The organism is Nitrospirota bacterium (genome assembly GCA_016207905.1).
Lineage (GTDB): Bacteria > Nitrospirota > Thermodesulfovibrionia > Thermodesulfovibrionales > JdFR-86 > JACQZC01.
Genome location: JACQZC010000037.1, coordinates 1 through 16,931 on the forward strand (window position 1 = coordinate 1; position 16,931 = coordinate 16,931).

Sequence of the window (16,931 nt, forward strand, 5' to 3'; positions counted from 1 at the left end):
TGTCTTTATGATTGGCAACGAATGCCCTGTGTGTAAGTGAATCTATTGCAATGCCTTCAGGTGATTTGCCAACTGGTATGACTGCGATTACCCGATAGGTATTCATGTCTATGAGGGAGACTATGTTGTCATGGCTATTTCAGATGACTGCCAAATTAAGTGCTTTATCTATGGAGACTCCTTTTGGAGCTTTGCCAACAGGAATTGTCGAGATGACTTTCTGTGTGCTCATGTCTATGACTGAGACAGAATCAGACATCTCGTTTGGGATTACTGAAATATCAGTAGAGGGGTTTATGGCAATGCTTTTTGGGTTTAACTCAAGAGGGATGGATGAAAGCAAAAAAACAGACAGGAGTATTAAGGCAGGATACATTGGCCATCGCCTTTTAGTAAGTTTCATATTTACCCCTTCATCTCGGTCATATCATCCACATGTGCGGTTGCCTTATTACGGAATAAGGCAATGATTATTGCAAGGCCAATTGCGGCCTCTGCAGCGGCAACCGTAATCACAAAGAAACTCAGAATCTGGCCACGGAGGTCATGAAGGTGTGTGCCGAATGAGACCAAGCTCATGTTTACGGCATTCAGCATCAACTCGATAGATATGAACATGATTATTATGTTTCTTCTTGCGAGAAAGCCAAAGACCCCTATTCCAAAAACAACCGTCGAAAGCCATATATACCATTCTAATGGGACCATAAACACCTCATGATTTAAGTCTTTTCTTTGCAAGAACGATTGCGCCCACTATTGCCACAAGAAGCACCACGGATGCTATCTCAAACGGAAACAGATACTCTGTATAAAGCACCTCTGCCAATACCTTCGTAGGGGTCTCGCTCTTAAGAAGCTCGGGGCTAAAGATTCCTTTAGTGCCTGTTGAAATGGATTTCAGGGTTGTCAGCACTGTCCCTAAGAGCGCAACTGCAAGCAGAAGCCCCAGCGGCCATAAGCCAATGTATCTTCGCTCGATTACCTCCTCTTTGAGGTTTAACATCAGCACGACAAAGAGGAAAAGCACAAGTATGGCTCCTGCATAAACGATTACCTGTATTGCGGCAAGGAACTCTGCATTCAGGGTTAGGTAAAGCCCTGCTATATGGAAGAAAAGAAGGAGCATGAAGACTATGCTATGAACAGGGTTTTTCCTCGTTATAACTGTAACCGAAAGCGCAATTATAGCAATCGCAAGGTAGATAAAAATTGCCTGTGATGCCATTTAACCCTCTTTCTTTCTAAATACAGGCTGGCCCTCGTATTCCCTGTAATCGTTAAGAGTGGGATGCCAGAATTTTTCGAAGTACTGCTTGCCCTTTTCGCCTGCCATATATTTATTCCAGTTGGAAATCAGCTTTTCCTTTGTCATATAGAGTGCCTCTTTCGAATAGTCCGAATACTCAAAATGCTCTGTGAGGACAATTGCACCAACAGGACATGCCTCAACGCAGAAGGCACAGTAAATGCACCTCAAGATTTCAATCTCGTATTTTTCAGGAACCTTTCTGCCATCCTCGCCTTCTTTTGTGTAGATGTAGATACACTTTGAGGGACATACTGCGGCACAGAGACCACATGCAATACATTTTTCTTTTCCAGTAGATGGCTCTATAGCGAATGCATGGAGTCCCCTAAAGCCTGGAAAAGCAGGCCTTTTCTCCTCAGGGTATTGTCTTGTAACTGCATGTGTGAGCATGGACTTAAATGTCAGTGCCATGCCCTTAAGGATTTCCGTGAAGAATACTGTCTTTACAATCTCTTTGAATTTCATATCAACCCCTCATAACCTTTATAAAGCCTGTGATGACGATATTTAAAAGTGCAAGCGGTATCAGGACCTTCCACCCTATAGCCATAAGCTGGTCATACCTGTATCTTGGGACCGTTGCCCTTATCCAGTAGTAAAAGAATATGAGGACATAAACCTTTACTGCAAACCATGCAAACGGAATATACGGAATCTCAAATGGTCCGTTCCAGCCTCCAAGAAAGCATACAGTTGCAATCGAGGACATTATAATCATTCCGATATATTCTGCGGCATAAAACAAGGCAAACCTCATGCCTGAGTATTCCACGAAATAGCCTGCAACAATCTCGCTTTCAGCCTCGGGAAGGTCAAATGGGGTCCTGTTTGTCTCAGCCACTGCGGAAACCAAGAAAACAAAGAAACCCAGAAACTGAGGGATAAGATACATCTTAAGTGGATATGCGCTCTGAGCCTTTACTATGTCTGAGAGGTTAAGACTGCCTGCCATCATCATAACGCCGACGAGGCTTAACCCCATGGCTATCTCATAGCTTATTACCTGTGCCGATGACCTTAGCCCGCCTAAGAAGGAATACTTCGAGTTGGATGACCAGCCTGCAAGCACTATACCATATGCTCCTAAGGAGGACATTGCAAATATAAAAAGAAGTCCTATGTTGATGTTAGCGATTGCAAAACCCTCAAAAAAGGGTATCACTGCAAGCGAAGACATGGTCGCAAAAACAGCTATTACAGGTGCAATGTAAAATATCGGCTTGTCTGCCTGAGCAGGGATTATGTCCTCCTTAAAGAAGAGCTTTACGAAATCCGCTATTGGCTGAAGAATGCCATGAGGGCCAACCCTCATAGGTCCCAATCTTACCTGCATATGGCCTATAGCTTTTCTTTCAAAATATGTGGCATAGGCAACATGAGCCATTACAATCCCTACTACGATGGCTATTTTAATAACGATAAAAACTATATTTATCAGGACATCTAAGCCTTGCTTTGAAAACAGTGAAACACCAAACGAAAAAATCGCTCTCAAAATCTCTTCCACTACTTATCCTTTCTCTATCGAGACTATAGTCTTTTGGATTTGAGGCGTTCTGGTAATAGGGTCAAGGCTATAGCCAACAAGGCTCAGTGCACCCTTAGCCTCGAAGTTATTGCTCAAAAGCACTATGTTTTCATCTAATGACCTATCTGTCTTGACCTTAAGCTTGATAGCCCCTTTGTCAGACGATACCTTTGCTATGTCACCATCTTTTAGTTTAAACCTCGATGCAGTTTTAGGGTTTACTCTGATGACTGCCTCTGGATAAATACTAAGAAGTGCAGGGGATTTCCTTGTCAAGGTGCCTGAATGAAACAAGGGCTTTTCGAGCATCAGGCAAATGTCACCATTGGATTTTTCGTATAGCGAGGTCAGTTCTATATTTAACTCAGGCAGTTCAGGTTCAACGGGCTTCCCTTTATATGGCCAGACATTAAAGCCTTTTTCTATGTCCTTATAAGAAAGCCCTGCATGAAGCGGAGAGACCTCTGATATTTCTTTCATAATGTTTTCGGCTGAGCTGTATGGCATTTTTAATCCCAATCTTTTGCCGACCTCCGAGATTATCATCCAGTCCTCCATTCCATTACGATGAACCGTTTTTCTGAGGAGCTGAATTCTTCTTTCTAAGTTCGTATATGTGCCATCCTTTTCTGCCCAGCTTAAGGCAGGAAGGACAACATCTGCCATCTGTGCGGTCTCTGACATAAAAATATCCTGAACAACAAGGAATTCTAATTTAGATAAGGCATTTTTAACATAACTACTGTCAGGGAGGTTAAATGCAGGGTTTTCTCCCATAACATACATTGCCTTTATACTGCCCTTGTCTACTGCCTCAATCATCTCCATAAGGGATAGCCCTTTGTCCAATGGAACTTTTATGTCCCAGACATCTTCGCATTTTCTTTTCAGGTCTTTCATTTCAATGGGAATTCCGCCTGGAAGTGCATCCGGGAGACAACCCATGTCAAGAGTTCCATTTTCATTTGGCCTCTCTGACATAAGGTAGAGCTTTGCATTTGTAAGGTAGGAGATAGAGGCAAGCATAAAGATATCCGTGCTCCTTTGCATGGCATCCCTGCCTACCACAATAGCAGGCGATTCCGCACGGCTTAGACTAACTATTACAGCATCGAGGGAATCTTTTTTAATTTTACACTGATTAATCAGCTCATTGATTGAGACATTAAAATCTTTTAGCTTTGCCTCGAGAAAGGGGTTTTTGCCTGGAAGCCCTTTTTCTTTAATGAGAATGCTGAGGATACCAGATAGCAAGAGGGTTTCTGTATATGGGACTGGTGTAAGGTTTACTGTGTTGTATCTTTTTAAGCCAGGGATATGTCCAATTGTGAGCACTTTTGAGCCTTTTCTAAATGCCTCTCTTACCTGAATACCGAGCACAGGGTTTATCTGGGTCGGGTCTCCACCTGCCACGAATATGGCATCTGAGTTTGTAACGCCGGATATGACATTTGCAGTTACACCTGAGCCCAAAAGCCTCTCTATAAGCCTTCTACTGCCTGCAAGTGCCATCCTCGAAGTGGAATCTATATTGTTACTTCCAAGACCTCTTAAGAGTTTCTGGAATACATAGTTTTCCTCATTCGTGCACCTTCCTGATGCAATCCCTGAGATAGCGCTGCCTTGAGCAGAATCCTTTATATTCCCAAGCCTTTTTGCGGTCATGGTCAATGCCTCATCCCATGAGACAGGCACATGATGTCCGTTTTTCTTTATAAGCGGGCTTGTGAGCCTTTCATGGTGGCTCACATATTCGTAACCGAATCTTCCGCGATTGCACAGGATGCCTTTGTTTGTGCCTAGTCCAACCTTTGGCACTACCCTCTTTATCTCCTGGTCTCTTACTTGAACAATCAAAGAGCATCCAACCCCGCAGAATGGGCATATGGTTTGCACCTCGTCTGTCAACTGCCATGGCCTATAGGAATATCTATGGAGCCTTGACATAAGGGCGCCAACAGGACATACGGTAAGACAGTTTCCACAGTATTCGCAGTCAAATCTTTTGCCTGAAAGGGGCTCCATGGTAGAGTGATTCCCCCGATTTATAATGGCAATGGCAGAGGCTCCCTGAACACCATCGCACATCCTTACGCACCGGGTGCACATTATGCACCTTTCGGGGTTTCTTACGATTATTGGGTCTTCAAGACCCTCGGGGTGTTTTATCTTTGTTTCCCTGAACCTTCCTGCGGTTGCGCCATACTGCACAACATAGTCCTGTAGCTTACACTCTCCTGCCTTATCGCATACAGGACAGTCGAGAGGATGGTTTATTAGGATGAACTCTAAGACGGATTTCCTTGCCTTCGATATTGTCTCTGACTCTGTCCTTATAACCATTCCGTCAGTCACATACAGTGTACATGCAGTCTGAAGCTTTGGCATCCTTTCTACTTCGACAAGGCACATCCTACAGCCGCCCCATTGCTCAAGCAGGGAATGATGGCAGAAATGGGGTATCTTTATTCCGTTTGCCTTTGCGGCATCGAGAATGGTTATGGGTTTCTCAAGTTGAATCTCTTTGCCGTTAATAGTAATTTTAATCATCTATTATAGTGCCACTGAGTTTCACTCCTTGGGATTTTGACCCTCATTTATACACCACTCTTTATAAAGTTGTCAACCTAAAACTTTAGGGCTGACTTTGCAGGAATAACACCTGAATTTTAGTCGAATTTTTTTCTCATCGCCTTCTCTACATTTTCAGGCACAAGGCCCTTCACAGAGCCTCCAAATGAGGCAACCTCTTTTACTATCGTAGAGGTCAGAAATGAGTATTCCTCAGAGGGCATCATGAATACGGTCTCTATGTTTGAATCGAGCTTTCTGTTCATAAGTGCCATCTGAAGCTCGTATTCAAAGTCAGAGACTGCCCTTAGCCCCCTGATGATTGCAATGCCTTTCTTAAGGCTTACATATTCAACGAGGAGACCGTCAAATGCCTCAACCCTGACATTTTTACAGGTTCTGACTGCCTCCCTTATAAGCTCGACCCTTTCCTCTACTGTAAAAAGGGGCTTCTTTTTAGGGTGGGGTGCAATTGCTATAATCACCTCGTCAAATATCCTCAAGCATCTTTTCACAAGGTCAAGATGCCCGTTTGTTATTGGGTCAAATGTTCCGGGATAAATAGCTATTTTTTTCATTTAACCACCTTATAAAGCGTAAGTGCTGTATCACCATACCTGTATGTCTTTTTCTTTGTCAATACCCCGGTCTTATCAGGCAGGGTTTTCTTCGAGGGATGCTCTGCCATTATAATTGCATCCTTACCAATGAGGTCTCCTTCTGAAAGAAGGGGAAGTATGTTTTCAAGCTCCTCCGAATAATAAGGAGGGTCAAGAAAGATTATATCTGCCTTAAGTTCTTCTTTAATGGCGGATTTGACAAAAGAAGATACCTTTTTATTAATAATGTTTGCCCTTGCCCTACAGCCACAGCCCTCGAGGGTTTTCTTTAGAGCGTCAACTGCCTTTTTATTTGACTCGACAAAAAACACACGCAGGGCGCCTCTACTCATTGCCTCTATCCCAACTGCGCCTGTTCCTGCATAGAGGTCAATAAATATAGAGTCTTGTATCCTTTCCCCAAGTATGTTAAATAAAGATTCCCTGACCTTTCCTGCAGTAGGCCTTAGGTCGGTTTTAGCTAAGAGCCTTCTTCCTTTTAAGGTGCCTGCCGAAATCCTCAAAGCCCCTTTATCTTTACCTTTCTTTCTTTAATCTCGAGCCTTCCCTTTTCATATAATCTGATTGCCTCGGGGTATATCTTATGCTCTTCTTTTAGTATCCTTTCTGAGAGGCTTTCTTCCGTGTCATCTGGCATCACAGGGACAGATGCCTGTATTATTATCGGTCCTGTGTCCATCCCTTCATCAACGAAATGCACTGTACAGCCTGAGACCTTCACTCCGTAGTCCAATGCCTGTCTCTGTCCATGAAGCCCGGGAAACGATGGAAGAAGGGCAGGATGAATGTTCATAATCCTCATAGGAAAGGCGGAAAGAAGGGGCTTTCTTACGATTCTCATAAAACCTGCAAGGATTACGAGGTCCACGGCTCTTGCCTTAAGCTCATCTCTTATTTTCCCGAAGAACTCATCCTTTGAGCCAAATTCCTTTGGATTTATGTATAGATAAGGTATGCCATGTTTTTTTGCCCTCTCAATGGCATACGCAGAAGGAGTGTCAACTATCAGTACCTTTATTGTAGCAGAAAGGGTTTTTGCCTCTATGGAATCTATTATTGCCTGAAAGTTGGAGCCCCTTCCTGATGCTAAGACGCCTAAATTTAGCAGGAGACCTCCTTTAACTCATATATCACTGCAGACTCATCGCATTCGGGAAACTTGGGACACCTCACACAGTCTCCCCATATCTTCTGTGGAAGGCTGGATTTATCTATATGCTTAAAGCCCAATCTTACAAAGAACTCAGGCTGGTATGTCAGGGCAAACACCCTTTTTACGCCCAGAGACCTTGCCTCCTTAAGGCATCTCTTTATAAGGGCACTGCCTATGCCTTTTCCCTGAAATGGTCTGCTTACAGCAAGTGACCTTATCTCTGCAAGGTCTTCCCACATGAGATGAAGTGCAGAGACAGCCCTGATAGCTCTGTCTTTTTCGAAGACAAAAAGGTCTCTGACAGTCTCATAAAGCTCATTAAGCGACCTTGGTATCATCTCGTGCCTGCTGGAGAACTCGGAGATTAATTTATGAACGGGCTTTATATCTCCTGTTTTTGCCTTTCTAATCATTGGTTGTATTGAAGTCCTTTTTTTATGGCGGATTTATTCAGGGAGATTGTTTTTGTCCTGCGTGAGGATGTTAATTCCTCAAGTGCATTTATGGCAGAGTCCTCATTGACGATACCTGTCTCTTTAATGAGTGCGCCTAAAAGAACCATGTTTGCAGACATTGCATTTCCAAGGGACACTGCTATGTCCGATGCAGGGACTTTTACGATTCCAATGTCCTGCCTTAATGGAGTTTCCTTTATCAATGACGAATCCATAATCAGAAGACCGTTTTTTTTAACCCTTGAGCCGAATCTCTCCATGGATGCCTTATTCAGCACAATCAGTATATCGGGATTTCTTACTATTGGCGAGCCTATGACTTCATCAGAGACTTGCACCGTGCAGTTTGCAGTTCCACCTCGCATCTCGGCACCATATGAGGGAAACCATGTAACATTTTTGCCCTCGTTCATTGCCGACTGGGCAATAAGCTTGCCAAAAAACAATATACCCTGACCTCCGGAGCCTGCTATCAAGATGCTCGGCATGTCTTATCCTTTATCCTTATATTTATCTTTGAATGTGCCAAGGGGAAATACCGGGAGCATCTCTTTTTGAAGCCATTTTAAAGACTCCTCTGGAGTTATCCACCAGTCAGTCGGACATGGAGAAAGTATCTCGATGAGGGAAAACCCTTTGCCCTCCATCTGGTATCTGAATGCCTTTTCAACTGCCTTTTTTGTATCGATTAGATTTTTAAGGCAATCGACCGCAGTTCTCTTTATGAATGAGGCGCCCTCGATTGTGCTTAAAAGCTCAGAGACTTTGAGTGGATAGCCTGATTCCCTTCCCTTTGGCGTAGTGGTTGTTTTCTGTCCTATGAGGGTCGTTGGAGCCATCTGCCCGCCTGTCATTCCATAAGTCGCATTATTGACGAAAAATACAGTTATATTTTCTCCTCTTACTGCGGCATGCACAATTTCGGCAGTTCCTATTGCCGCTAAGTCTCCATCTCCCTGATAGGAAAAAATAATCCTGTCAGGCATAGTCCTTTTAAGTCCTGTTGCAGCAGAAGGAGGCCTTCCATGGGCAACCTCGAGAACATCGAAATTGAAATAGTCATAGGCATATACTGCACATCCAACAGGTGCAATGCCAACTACACTTTCTCTTATGCCGAGCTTGTCTATACATTCTGCTATGACTCTGTGAATAAGACTGTGTCCACAGCCAGGACAGAACCTGAAAGGCGCATCCCTTAGGCTGAGGGGCTTTTTGAAGACCTGTTTCATTCTTCTACTTTGTGGCATCTAATCGTTTTCTTCCCTGCGGCTTTTGCCTCATACATGGCTTTGTCAGCCGCATAAATAAGTGACTTTACATCTTTTGCATCATCTGGAAATGTGGCAATACCTCCACTTAATGTTACCCTTAGTGACTGTTTAAGGAAACTGCTTCCTTCAACTGCATCCTTAAGCCTTGTCGCAAGATTGAATGCATCCATTTTCAATGTGTTTGGAAGTATTATAACGAATTCCTCGCCACCGTATCTTGCCACTATGTCGGATTTCCTCGATGTGTCCCTTAGTATCCCTGCAAGGGAGTGAAGGACATCGTCTCCTGCCTGATGCCCGTATGTGTCGTTTATCAGTTTGAAATTGTCGATGTCAAAAAGCACGATCGAAAATGAAGTTGGGTATCTCTCCGACCTCACTATCTCGGAATTAAGGGCATCATAAAAGTATCTTGCATTATAAATCTCTGTCAAGGAGTCGATAGAGGAAAGCCTCTCTAATTTCTTAAACAGCTTTACCTTTTCAGCTATCATGGAAAGATTATTCCCTATGAGTGAAAAAAGGGATGCGAGGTCAAAATCAAATACTACATCTGCCCTATTTGCAAGCACGAGGATGCCTATTGCCTCTTTGCCGACTTTAAGCTTAATGGCAGAAAGAAATACTATACCTTCCTTTTTGAGTTCATCGGGTATCTCATTAGCCTCAAGTATATAAAGAGGGCTTTCGCTTCCTAATATGTCACCGTATATGTGGTTAACCCGCCCATCCTTCAGTTTATTCTGAAATTCAAGGGAAACACCCGAATTGTCTTTGAGGGAATATTCCCCATCCTCAATCAGCATTAGCCATCCAATACTAAAATCAGAAATCAGGAGAACCTTTTCGAGAAGGTCTTTGTGAAGCATGTCAATGTTTTCAGAGGATATAAAGGCAGTTGAAAGCGTATTTGTCACTATAAGCTCTTTATTCCTCCTTAAAAGGGTTTTTTCAATCTGAATGGATGGCGATATGTCATTCAGGACAATGCTTATGTGAAACATTTCATCGTTCATCGATACAGGCAGTATGGATGCCCTGAATGTCTTTTCACCAATTGTGACCTGCTGGGACTGCTCGGCATTTTTTGCAATGCACATGTCTATGCTTCTCTGAAGGGCATTAAGATGCTTGAAATTACGGTAATCTTTTCCAACTAACATTTCCTTCTTTTCATTCAGAAGTTCAAGAAAGGCAGAATTTATATCAGCTATTCTGCCGTCTCTTTTCAGTATTATAACGGGATAGTTCAGATAATTCAGGAATGGGAAGATTATCTTTTTACCAAATAATTTCTCTATAAGGCTAATCTCTCTACCTCCATGGAAAGCAAAAGAAGCGTGCCCTCTAAAAGACCGCAATCGCTGACGATGACCTCTTTAAATCCAAATCTTTCCATTATCTTAATTGTAAAATGTATGCCCGGTATAATCAAGTCTGCCCTTTCAGGCTCAAGACCATTTATCTTTGCCCTCTCTTTAATCGGGAGACTTCCGAGGGCAGATGCCATACTGATGAGCCTTCCGACAGGTATCTCATGCATATGCACCTTGTTTCTGTCATAGACTTTAAGACCGAGGTCTATTCCTGCAAGGGTTGTGGCAGTTCCGGCTGTTTCAATAAAAGCAGTGTTGGATTTAATGTGATTCCTGACCTTTTTATGGATTGCCTCTGATACGGCATTTAGCTTTTTTTTCAGACAAGACATGTCTCTAAATGAGGGCGGGTCTTCTTTTATATATTTTTCGAGCAGTTTCACGACACCGGTTGGCAGAGTGCCTGAGATTAAGACCCTCTGACCATCATAGAAGCTCCATTCGGTAGAGCCACCTCCAATGTCGATTATAAGGGCTGTCCTCTTAGTGTCAATCCCTGAAAGCACGCCTTTTGCCGTAAGCCCTGCCTCCTTTTTGCCTGATATAACCTCAACCTTTAAAACGGTTTCGTTAAAGAGCCTGTCAATGAAATCCCCTGAGTTTTTCGCTTCCCTCAGGGCAGAGGTCCCTACTGCCTTTATGTGACTAACACCATGCCCCTTTATGATTTCTAAAAAGCCTTTCAATCCCTCGATACTATTTTTCATATTGGATTGCCTTAAATAGCCAGTATCCTCTATACCCTGTGCAAGCCTTGTAACTATACGCTCATATCTCATGGGAAGGATATGTCCTCCTCCTACTTCTCCTACAAGGAGCCTTATCGAGTTTGAGCCGATATCTATGGATGCCAAAGGAGACATGGCTTATTATAGCGGATTTGCGTGTTGGCTGTTAACTGCCATGCATTTCCCCCAAAAACAGTGTTAAAATAAATAAATTAAAAATTCAGGAGCAATATTGAAACAGGTTATCCTCATAGTAGAGGACAAGGAATCAATGGCTGAGATGCTTAAGGAGGCACTGGAGGCAGAAGGCTATAGGGTTGTTCTTGCCCGGGACGGAGAGCAAGGAGAAAAACTCATAAAAGACGAGAGGGTTGACCTTGTCCTTACTGACCTTAAGCTCCCACAAAAAGACGGTATGGAGATACTTAATTTAGTCAGAGAGGAAAGCCCGCTTACACCAGTTATTATCATGACTGCCTATGGCTCCATAGAGACGGCAGTAAAGGCAATAAAAGAAGGTGCATTTGACTTTATAACAAAGCCCTTTGACATAGACCATCTCATTTTGCTTGCAAGAAGGGCTATCGAAAGCCAGAGGCTTGCCACAGAGAATATCCTTCTTAAGGAGGAGTTTTCCTCGAGACTGGGACTTCCAACCATAATCGGAAAAAGCAAAATAATAAATGATGTTGCCATAATGATACAGAAGGTCTCCCAGACAAAGGCAACTGTCCTGATAACAGGCGAGTCAGGCACAGGCAAGGAACTCTTTGCAAGGGCAATACATTTTCTGAGCCAGAGGAATGACTATCCATTTGTTCCAATAAATTGTGCGGCTATCCCTTCGGGTCTTCTCGAATCAGAGCTGTTTGGCTACGAAAAAGGCTCATTTACAGGTGCTGAGACAAGAAGGCTCGGAAAATTCGAGCTTAGCCAGAAAGGCACTGTATTTCTCGACGAAATAGGAGAGCTTGACATTGGGCTTCAGGCAAAGCTTCTCAGGGCAATAGAAGACGGAGAGATACAGAGGATAGGAAGCGAAAAGCCCATAAAAACCGATGTGAGAATCGTTGCCGCAAGCAATAAAGACCTCGAAACTGCTGTGAGAGAAAAGGCATTCAGGGAAGACCTCTATTATAGGTTGAGTGTTTTTCCCCTCAGAATCCCTCCGCTTAGAGAAAGAAAAGAAGACATTCCCTTGCTCGTAGATTACTTTATGAAGAAATACTCAAAAGACCTAAAGACTCCAATAAAGAGTATCTCAGAGTCTGCCATGAGCCTCTTTATGAGCTATGACTGGAAGGGAAATGTCCGGGAGCTTGAAAACACAATAGAGCGTGCTATAATACTTTCGGATGGCCCTCATATAACCCATGAGCATATTTCCCTGAATCCGTTAAGGGTTACAGCCGAAAGACAGAAAAACACTACATTGGCAGATACTGCAAAGGAGGCGATAAGGGCCGCTGAAACAGCCCGCATAAAAGAGGCATTAGAGGCTTCCTCTGGAAACAAGACAAAAGCGGCTGAAATGCTTAAGGTTAGCTACAAAACCCTTCTTACGAAGATTAAGGACTATGGTATAGATTAAATGCACTATGTGATTTTTCTTATATCATTGTTAGTTTTTTTACCTTCGGGTCTTTATGCCGAAGAAAAAGCAATAATCGGAGAGGACGGGGCAGAGATGCTCTTTATTCAGTCAGGAGAGTTCCTGATGGGAAGCGACGATGAGGACCTGAAAGAGACCTCTCATCTACATGCGGTTTACTTAGATAGTTTTTATATGGATAAGTTTGAGGTGACAAATGAACAATTTGCAAAGTTTCTGAATTCCATAAAGCCCCTCGAGGATAAAGCCGGACAGAGATGGAACTGGATTGTCTTAAGAAGCGATTTAGATACAGAAGAAAGAAACGCATGGTGGCCTACCGAGATTATCTACGATAAGAAGACCCAGACATACAATGCATTTCCTGGCTTTGAGAGATACCCTGTCATGTCCGTAAGCTGGTATGCGGCTTATGCGTATTGCAGGTGGGCAGGAAAGCGTCTGCCTACAGAGGCTGAATGGGAAAAGGCAGCAAGAGGAGGACTTCCCCAAAAAAGGTTTCCATGGGGCAATGAGATTCCCACAGGAGGGGTTATATTCGAAAAAAGATGGCTCCATAATGCAGTGCCTGTGCCAACCGAAAAAATAGGAAACTACCATCCAAATGGATACGGGCTTTATGATATGGCAGGCAATGTGTGGGAATGGTGCTCTGACTGGTACAGCCCGAATTACTATAAGAAGTCCCCTTATAGAAACCCAAGGGGGCCTGAGGATGGCACAGAAAAGGTTCTGAGAGGTGGCTCGTGGTTTAACTCTGCAATGTTGCTTAGGAATGCCATGAGAAACACAAGTCTGCCTGATAGCACGGATGATGCAGTTGGGTTCAGGTGTGTAATGGATGTAGAGAGATGACGCATAAGCTCCTTGCCCTGTCGATAATAGCTCTTTTTTTGTTTTCATGCAGAGGCATGCAGATAGAAAAGAAACCCGAAGAACTGCTTCTTCCCGAAAAAGAAAAACTATCTCCTGAGGTGCAACAGGAAAAATCCATGGAGGTCTTCGAGGAAATCTTAGAGCTGACCCTCGAGGAGGACAGACAGGCACAGGTTCCAAAAATGGAAATTGCATACAAAAGGATTATCAGCGAATATCCTGATTCTGTTCTTGCAGGAGAAAGCTATCTGAGGCTTATAATGATAAACCTCAATGACTACGCCCCACCTAAGATTCAGGAGGCAGAGGAGATTTATCAGGAGTTCCTTAGAAAATATCCTAACTCTTCTTTAAGGCTTACAATAGAGGACACGATAGCCCGTTTTTACTATAAGAACTATCTCTGGCAGAAACTCTTTGAGTTCTGCACGCCTCAGGTGAGAGAATTCGTTAAAAGCGGCAGGCTTAATAGCCCGTTTTTCCTTTTCCTTTTTTCAGAGGCTAATTTCAACCTTGGAGACCTCATCGAGGCAGAAAAAGGTTTTAAGATAATAAGGGAGCTATTCCCATCCTCAACAGAAGCAATTATTGCAAATGACAGGCTTAAGGAAATTAAAATAAAAAAGAGGTAACTGTGTCTGGACATTCCAAGTGGGCTCAGATTAAGCATAAAAAAGCTCATACTGATGTTAAAAAGGGCAAGGTATTCACAAAGATAGTAAAGGAGATTGCTGTTTCAGCAAGGCTTGGAGGCGGAGACCCGGAGGGAAATCCAAGGCTTAGAACTGCAATGGATAAGGCAAGGGAAGCCAATATGCCTTACGAAAACATAAAGAGGGCGATTATGAAAGGTACAGGCGAACTGCCTGGGGCTTCCTATGAAGAGGCTATTTATGAAGGATATGGCCCAGCCGGGGTTGCTATCCTCATAGAGGTCTTCACGGACAACAAAAACAGGACCGTCGCTGAGTTGAGGCATTTGATGTCAAAGGGAGGCGGAAACATAGGAGAGGCAGGCTGTGTCTCATGGATGTTTAAAAAACAGGGCTATATACTCGTTGACAAAAAGACAGTAGAGGAAGATACCCTTATGGCAGTTGCCCTCGATTCAGGAGCACTCGACATGAAGAATGACCCGAAAGAGGAAAGCTATGAGATAATCACTGCGCCTGAAGATACGATGAGGGTTAAGTCGGCATTAGAACAGGCAAAGGTTACTGTTTCGCTTTCTGAAGTAACAATGTTACCAAAGGGCTATGTTCAGCTGGATGAAAAGACAGGAGAGCAGGTAAGCAGGCTTATAGATAGCCTCGAGGAGCACGATGATGTCCAGAATGTTTATTCAAATGCTGATTTTCCGGATGAGGTCATGTTAAAACATGGGGATTGAATCCTTGAAATATGAGTGCAGTTAAATTTATAATTATTAAATGGCTTTAGCACGGGGTTTTTTTAAAAAAATCTTCCTTACTGGCTTGATTGTAGCCATACCAGGCGCAATCACAATCCTTCTGGTCATCTGGTTTTTTAATCTCATTGACAGCATTATGTCTCCGCTTTACGATAAGGCATTTGGGTATCATGTACCGGGAATAGGGTTTGTCTCTGCAATAGCTCTTATATTCATTGTAGGTGCAGTTGCAACAAATGTAATCGGTAGAAGGATTATTGGTTTTCTTGAGAGGCTTTTCTTAAAGATGCCTATATTTAAAGGTATTTATACATCCGTAAAGCACATAGTGAATGCCTTCTCTCCCGAAGCAGGAAAAAGCTCATTCAGGAGATTTGTAATAGTGGAATACCCAAGGCAGGGCACATATGCCTTTGGATTCCTTACAAAGGAATGTTTAATCAAAAAAGGCAAGGCTGAATTGGCACTGAGTGCGGTCTATATTCCGACAAATAACCTCTACTTAGGAGAGGTAGTGCTTGTCGGGAAAGAAGATATCTTTCATACGGACATACCTGTTGAGGAAGGAATAAAGATAATACTTTCAGGAGGAATTGCCACACCACCTGAGATAAAAGAGGCAGGGAGTTGAGATACTCCTGCGTCATACTTGCCGCTGGGCTTGGAAAGAGGATGAACTCCTCTTTGCCAAAGGTCATCCACAAGCTCTATGGGCTACCTCTCATTCGGTATGTAGTAGATGCAGGAAGAAAGCTTAAACCCGAAAAGATTGTCGTTGTCGCTGGCAAAAACCACAGGTTAATCAAAGACTCTATCGTCGATTGCAGAGACATCTCGTTTGTAATTCAAAGAAAGCCATTGGGCACTGCACATGCGCTTCTTTCAGGAACCTCCCTGCTTAAGGATTTTAAAGGCACAGTGGTTGTTTTAAACGGAGATATGCCGTTGATAAGACCCGAAACCATTAGAAGATTTCTCAAGCTCCATGAAAGGCATAAAAATACCCTTTCAGTAGCATCGTTCGTCGTGAAGCCACCGCATTCTTATGGAAGGATTATCCGTAGCTCCGATGGAGAGGCATTGAAGATAAGGGAGACCTCTTCTTTGACCAAAGCCCAAAAGGAGATAAACGAGGTAAACAGTGGGCTTTATGCCATTGACTCGACTGCATTTCCTTTACTTAGAAAAATCAAATTGAACAGGAAAAAGAAGGAATATTACCTCACGGACATCCTCGAGGTCGTAAGAGGAAGAGGAGGCAAGACATCTGTCTATTGCATGGTAGACGGAGATGAGTTTATAGGGATTAACACAAGGCAGGAGCTTTTAAAGGCACATGACATACTGAGAAAAAGACAGGTCATGTGCTTTATCCAAAAGGGTGTGAGCTTTATCGATGCAGAATCTGTTTTTATCCATCCATATGCCATGATAGGCAGGGAAACTCTGATATACCCAAATGTCTATATACAGGGCAAAACCCGAATAGGCAAGAAATGCATAATTTATCCAAATGTCAGGATAATAGATAGCATCATAAAAGACCATGCAATCATAAAGGATTCAACCCTCATAGAGGAATCATTTGTTGGAAGCAAGGCAGAGGTCGGGCCTTTTGCCCACATAAGGCCCGGCACCTCTATTGGTCAGTCGGCAAAAATAGGAAATTTCGTTGAGGTCAAAAAGTCCTTCGTAGGCACTGGCACAAAGGCAATGCATCTAAGCTATATCGGAGATGCAACTGTCGGAAGGGGTGTAAACATAGGAGCAGGCACAATAACCTGTAACTATGATGGAAGGAAAAAATATAAGACCATAATAGAGGATGGGGTTTTTGTGGGAAGCGACTCCCAGCTCATTGCACCTGTAAGGCTTAAGAAAGGCTCTTATGTTGGTGCAGGCTCCACCATTACCGCTGATGTGCCGACAAATGCCCTCGGTATAAGCAGGGTCAGACAGAGAAACATAAAAGGCTGGGTAAAAAGGAAAATCAAGATAAACGGGGAATGACACTC

At 43.3% G+C, this 16,931-nt stretch carries 20 protein-coding genes; 6 read left to right on the top strand and 14 right to left on the bottom strand.

The genetic code is table 11. The features are described from left to right. Positions 1 to 139: 139 nt before the first annotated feature. The 14 genes from HY805_04295 to HY805_04360 form a co-directional block, all read right to left on the bottom strand. The gene (locus HY805_04295) at positions 140 to 403 is read right to left on the bottom strand and encodes a hypothetical protein (protein ID MBI4823437.1); all 264 of its coding nucleotides are present in this window, start codon (positions 401 to 403) and stop codon (positions 140 to 142) included. Between the two features lie 2 nt (positions 404 to 405). Further along, a complete protein-coding gene (gene nuoK / locus HY805_04300; GenBank protein MBI4823438.1) occupies positions 406 to 708 on the bottom strand; it encodes an NADH-quinone oxidoreductase subunit NuoK in 303 nt (100 codons plus the stop codon). Between the two features lie 7 nt (positions 709 to 715). Continuing rightward, complete coding sequence (locus HY805_04305) at positions 716 to 1,228, bottom strand: NADH-quinone oxidoreductase subunit J (protein ID MBI4823439.1); 513 nt, start codon at positions 1,226 to 1,228, stop codon at positions 716 to 718. Then, positions 1,229 to 1,777, bottom strand: coding sequence for an NADH-quinone oxidoreductase subunit NuoI (nuoI, locus tag HY805_04310; GenBank protein ID MBI4823440.1), 549 nt, complete (start codon positions 1,775 to 1,777; stop codon positions 1,229 to 1,231). It abuts the gene before it with no gap. Position 1,778: 1 nt separating this feature from the next. Beyond that, a complete protein-coding gene (gene nuoH / locus HY805_04315) occupies positions 1,779 to 2,747 on the bottom strand; it encodes an NADH-quinone oxidoreductase subunit NuoH (GenBank protein MBI4823441.1) in 969 nt (322 codons plus the stop codon). A gap of 75 nt (positions 2,748 to 2,822) precedes the next feature. Beyond that, entirely contained in the window at positions 2,823 to 5,390 is a 2,568-nt protein-coding gene (gene nuoG / locus HY805_04320) for an NADH-quinone oxidoreductase subunit NuoG (GenBank protein MBI4823442.1), read from the bottom strand. Between the two features lie 119 nt (positions 5,391 to 5,509). Then, positions 5,510 to 5,989 carry a pantetheine-phosphate adenylyltransferase gene (gene coaD, locus HY805_04325; protein MBI4823443.1) on the bottom strand — a complete coding sequence of 160 codons (480 nt, stop codon included), beginning with the start codon at positions 5,987 to 5,989 and terminating at the stop codon, positions 5,510 to 5,512. Next, on the bottom strand, positions 5,986 to 6,534 hold the full coding sequence (rsmD, locus tag HY805_04330; GenBank protein MBI4823444.1) for a 16S rRNA (guanine(966)-N(2))-methyltransferase RsmD: 549 nt from the start codon (positions 6,532 to 6,534) through the stop codon (positions 5,986 to 5,988). Before rsmD ends, coaD begins: the two co-directional genes overlap by 4 nt. Beyond that, the gene (locus HY805_04335) at positions 6,531 to 7,139 is read right to left on the bottom strand and encodes a phosphoribosylglycinamide formyltransferase (GenBank protein MBI4823445.1); all 609 of its coding nucleotides are present in this window, start codon (positions 7,137 to 7,139) and stop codon (positions 6,531 to 6,533) included. The genes rsmD and HY805_04335 overlap by 4 nt, the downstream gene beginning before the upstream one ends. Beyond that, positions 7,133 to 7,597: an N-acetyltransferase gene (locus tag HY805_04340; GenBank protein ID MBI4823446.1), complete on the bottom strand. Its 465-nt coding sequence runs from the start codon at positions 7,595 to 7,597 to the stop codon at positions 7,133 to 7,135. The genes HY805_04335 and HY805_04340 overlap by 7 nt, the downstream gene beginning before the upstream one ends. Next, positions 7,594 to 8,127: a 2-oxoacid:acceptor oxidoreductase family protein gene (locus HY805_04345; GenBank protein MBI4823447.1), complete on the bottom strand. Its 534-nt coding sequence runs from the start codon at positions 8,125 to 8,127 to the stop codon at positions 7,594 to 7,596. The genes HY805_04340 and HY805_04345 overlap by 4 nt, the downstream gene beginning before the upstream one ends. 3 nt (positions 8,128 to 8,130) lie before the next feature. Further along, positions 8,131 to 8,871, bottom strand: a complete 741-nt coding sequence (locus tag HY805_04350; GenBank protein ID MBI4823448.1) for a 2-oxoglutarate oxidoreductase — start codon at positions 8,869 to 8,871, stop codon at positions 8,131 to 8,133. Continuing rightward, positions 8,868 to 10,274 (bottom strand): sensor domain-containing diguanylate cyclase, encoded by a 1,407-nt coding sequence (locus HY805_04355; GenBank protein MBI4823449.1) that lies wholly within the window; start codon positions 10,272 to 10,274, stop codon positions 8,868 to 8,870. The genes HY805_04350 and HY805_04355 overlap by 4 nt, the downstream gene beginning before the upstream one ends. After that, a complete protein-coding gene (locus HY805_04360; GenBank protein MBI4823450.1) occupies positions 10,211 to 11,152 on the bottom strand; it encodes a Ppx/GppA family phosphatase in 942 nt (313 codons plus the stop codon). The genes HY805_04355 and HY805_04360 overlap by 64 nt, the downstream gene beginning before the upstream one ends. A 97-nt stretch (positions 11,153 to 11,249) precedes the next feature. On the opposite strand from HY805_04360, the gene HY805_04365 reads away from it, so the two are divergent. From HY805_04365 to glmU, 6 genes are read left to right on the top strand one after another with little or no spacing between them, the layout of a single operon-like run. Continuing rightward, positions 11,250 to 12,608 carry a sigma-54-dependent Fis family transcriptional regulator gene (locus HY805_04365; protein ID MBI4823451.1) on the top strand — a complete coding sequence of 453 codons (1,359 nt, stop codon included), beginning with the start codon at positions 11,250 to 11,252 and terminating at the stop codon, positions 12,606 to 12,608. Then, the gene (locus HY805_04370) at positions 12,609 to 13,484 is read left to right on the top strand and encodes a formylglycine-generating enzyme family protein (GenBank protein MBI4823452.1); all 876 of its coding nucleotides are present in this window, start codon (positions 12,609 to 12,611) and stop codon (positions 13,482 to 13,484) included. Further along, positions 13,481 to 14,137, top strand: coding sequence for a tetratricopeptide repeat protein (locus HY805_04375; GenBank protein ID MBI4823453.1), 657 nt, complete (start codon positions 13,481 to 13,483; stop codon positions 14,135 to 14,137). Before HY805_04370 ends, HY805_04375 begins: the two co-directional genes overlap by 4 nt. A gap of 2 nt (positions 14,138 to 14,139) precedes the next feature. Further along, positions 14,140 to 14,895: a YebC/PmpR family DNA-binding transcriptional regulator gene (locus HY805_04380; protein MBI4823454.1), complete on the top strand. Its 756-nt coding sequence runs from the start codon at positions 14,140 to 14,142 to the stop codon at positions 14,893 to 14,895. 40 nt (positions 14,896 to 14,935) lie between these two features. Beyond that, entirely contained in the window at positions 14,936 to 15,547 is a 612-nt protein-coding gene (locus tag HY805_04385) for a DUF502 domain-containing protein (GenBank protein ID MBI4823455.1), read from the top strand. Further along, positions 15,544 to 16,926 (top strand): bifunctional UDP-N-acetylglucosamine diphosphorylase/glucosamine-1-phosphate N-acetyltransferase GlmU, encoded by a 1,383-nt coding sequence (glmU, locus tag HY805_04390; GenBank protein MBI4823456.1) that lies wholly within the window; start codon positions 15,544 to 15,546, stop codon positions 16,924 to 16,926. Before HY805_04385 ends, glmU begins: the two co-directional genes overlap by 4 nt. The last annotated feature ends 5 nt before the right edge of the window (positions 16,927 to 16,931 follow it).

Coding starts and splice junctions, on each gene's coding strand:
- HY805_04295 (MBI4823437.1), bottom strand. CDS start 403: ATGAAACTTACTAAAAGGCGATGGCCAATGTATCCTGCCTTAATACTC.
- nuoK (MBI4823438.1), bottom strand. CDS start 708: ATGGTCCCATTAGAATGGTATATATGGCTTTCGACGGTTGTTTTTGGA.
- HY805_04305 (MBI4823439.1), bottom strand. CDS start 1,228: ATGGCATCACAGGCAATTTTTATCTACCTTGCGATTGCTATAATTGCG.
- nuoI (MBI4823440.1), bottom strand. CDS start 1,777: ATGAAATTCAAAGAGATTGTAAAGACAGTATTCTTCACGGAAATCCTT.
- nuoG (MBI4823442.1), bottom strand. CDS start 5,390: ATGATTAAAATTACTATTAACGGCAAAGAGATTCAACTTGAGAAACCC.
- coaD (MBI4823443.1), bottom strand. CDS start 5,989: ATGAAAAAAATAGCTATTTATCCCGGAACATTTGACCCAATAACAAAC.
- HY805_04340 (MBI4823446.1), bottom strand. CDS start 7,597: ATGATTAGAAAGGCAAAAACAGGAGATATAAAGCCCGTTCATAAATTA.
- HY805_04345 (MBI4823447.1), bottom strand. CDS start 8,127: ATGCCGAGCATCTTGATAGCAGGCTCCGGAGGTCAGGGTATATTGTTT.
- HY805_04350 (MBI4823448.1), bottom strand. CDS start 8,871: ATGAAACAGGTCTTCAAAAAGCCCCTCAGCCTAAGGGATGCGCCTTTC.
- HY805_04360 (MBI4823450.1), bottom strand. CDS start 11,152: ATGTCTCCTTTGGCATCCATAGATATCGGCTCAAACTCGATAAGGCTC.
- HY805_04370 (MBI4823452.1), top strand. CDS start 12,609: ATGCACTATGTGATTTTTCTTATATCATTGTTAGTTTTTTTACCTTCG.
- HY805_04375 (MBI4823453.1), top strand. CDS start 13,481: ATGACGCATAAGCTCCTTGCCCTGTCGATAATAGCTCTTTTTTTGTTT.
- HY805_04385 (MBI4823455.1), top strand. CDS start 14,936: ATGGCTTTAGCACGGGGTTTTTTTAAAAAAATCTTCCTTACTGGCTTG.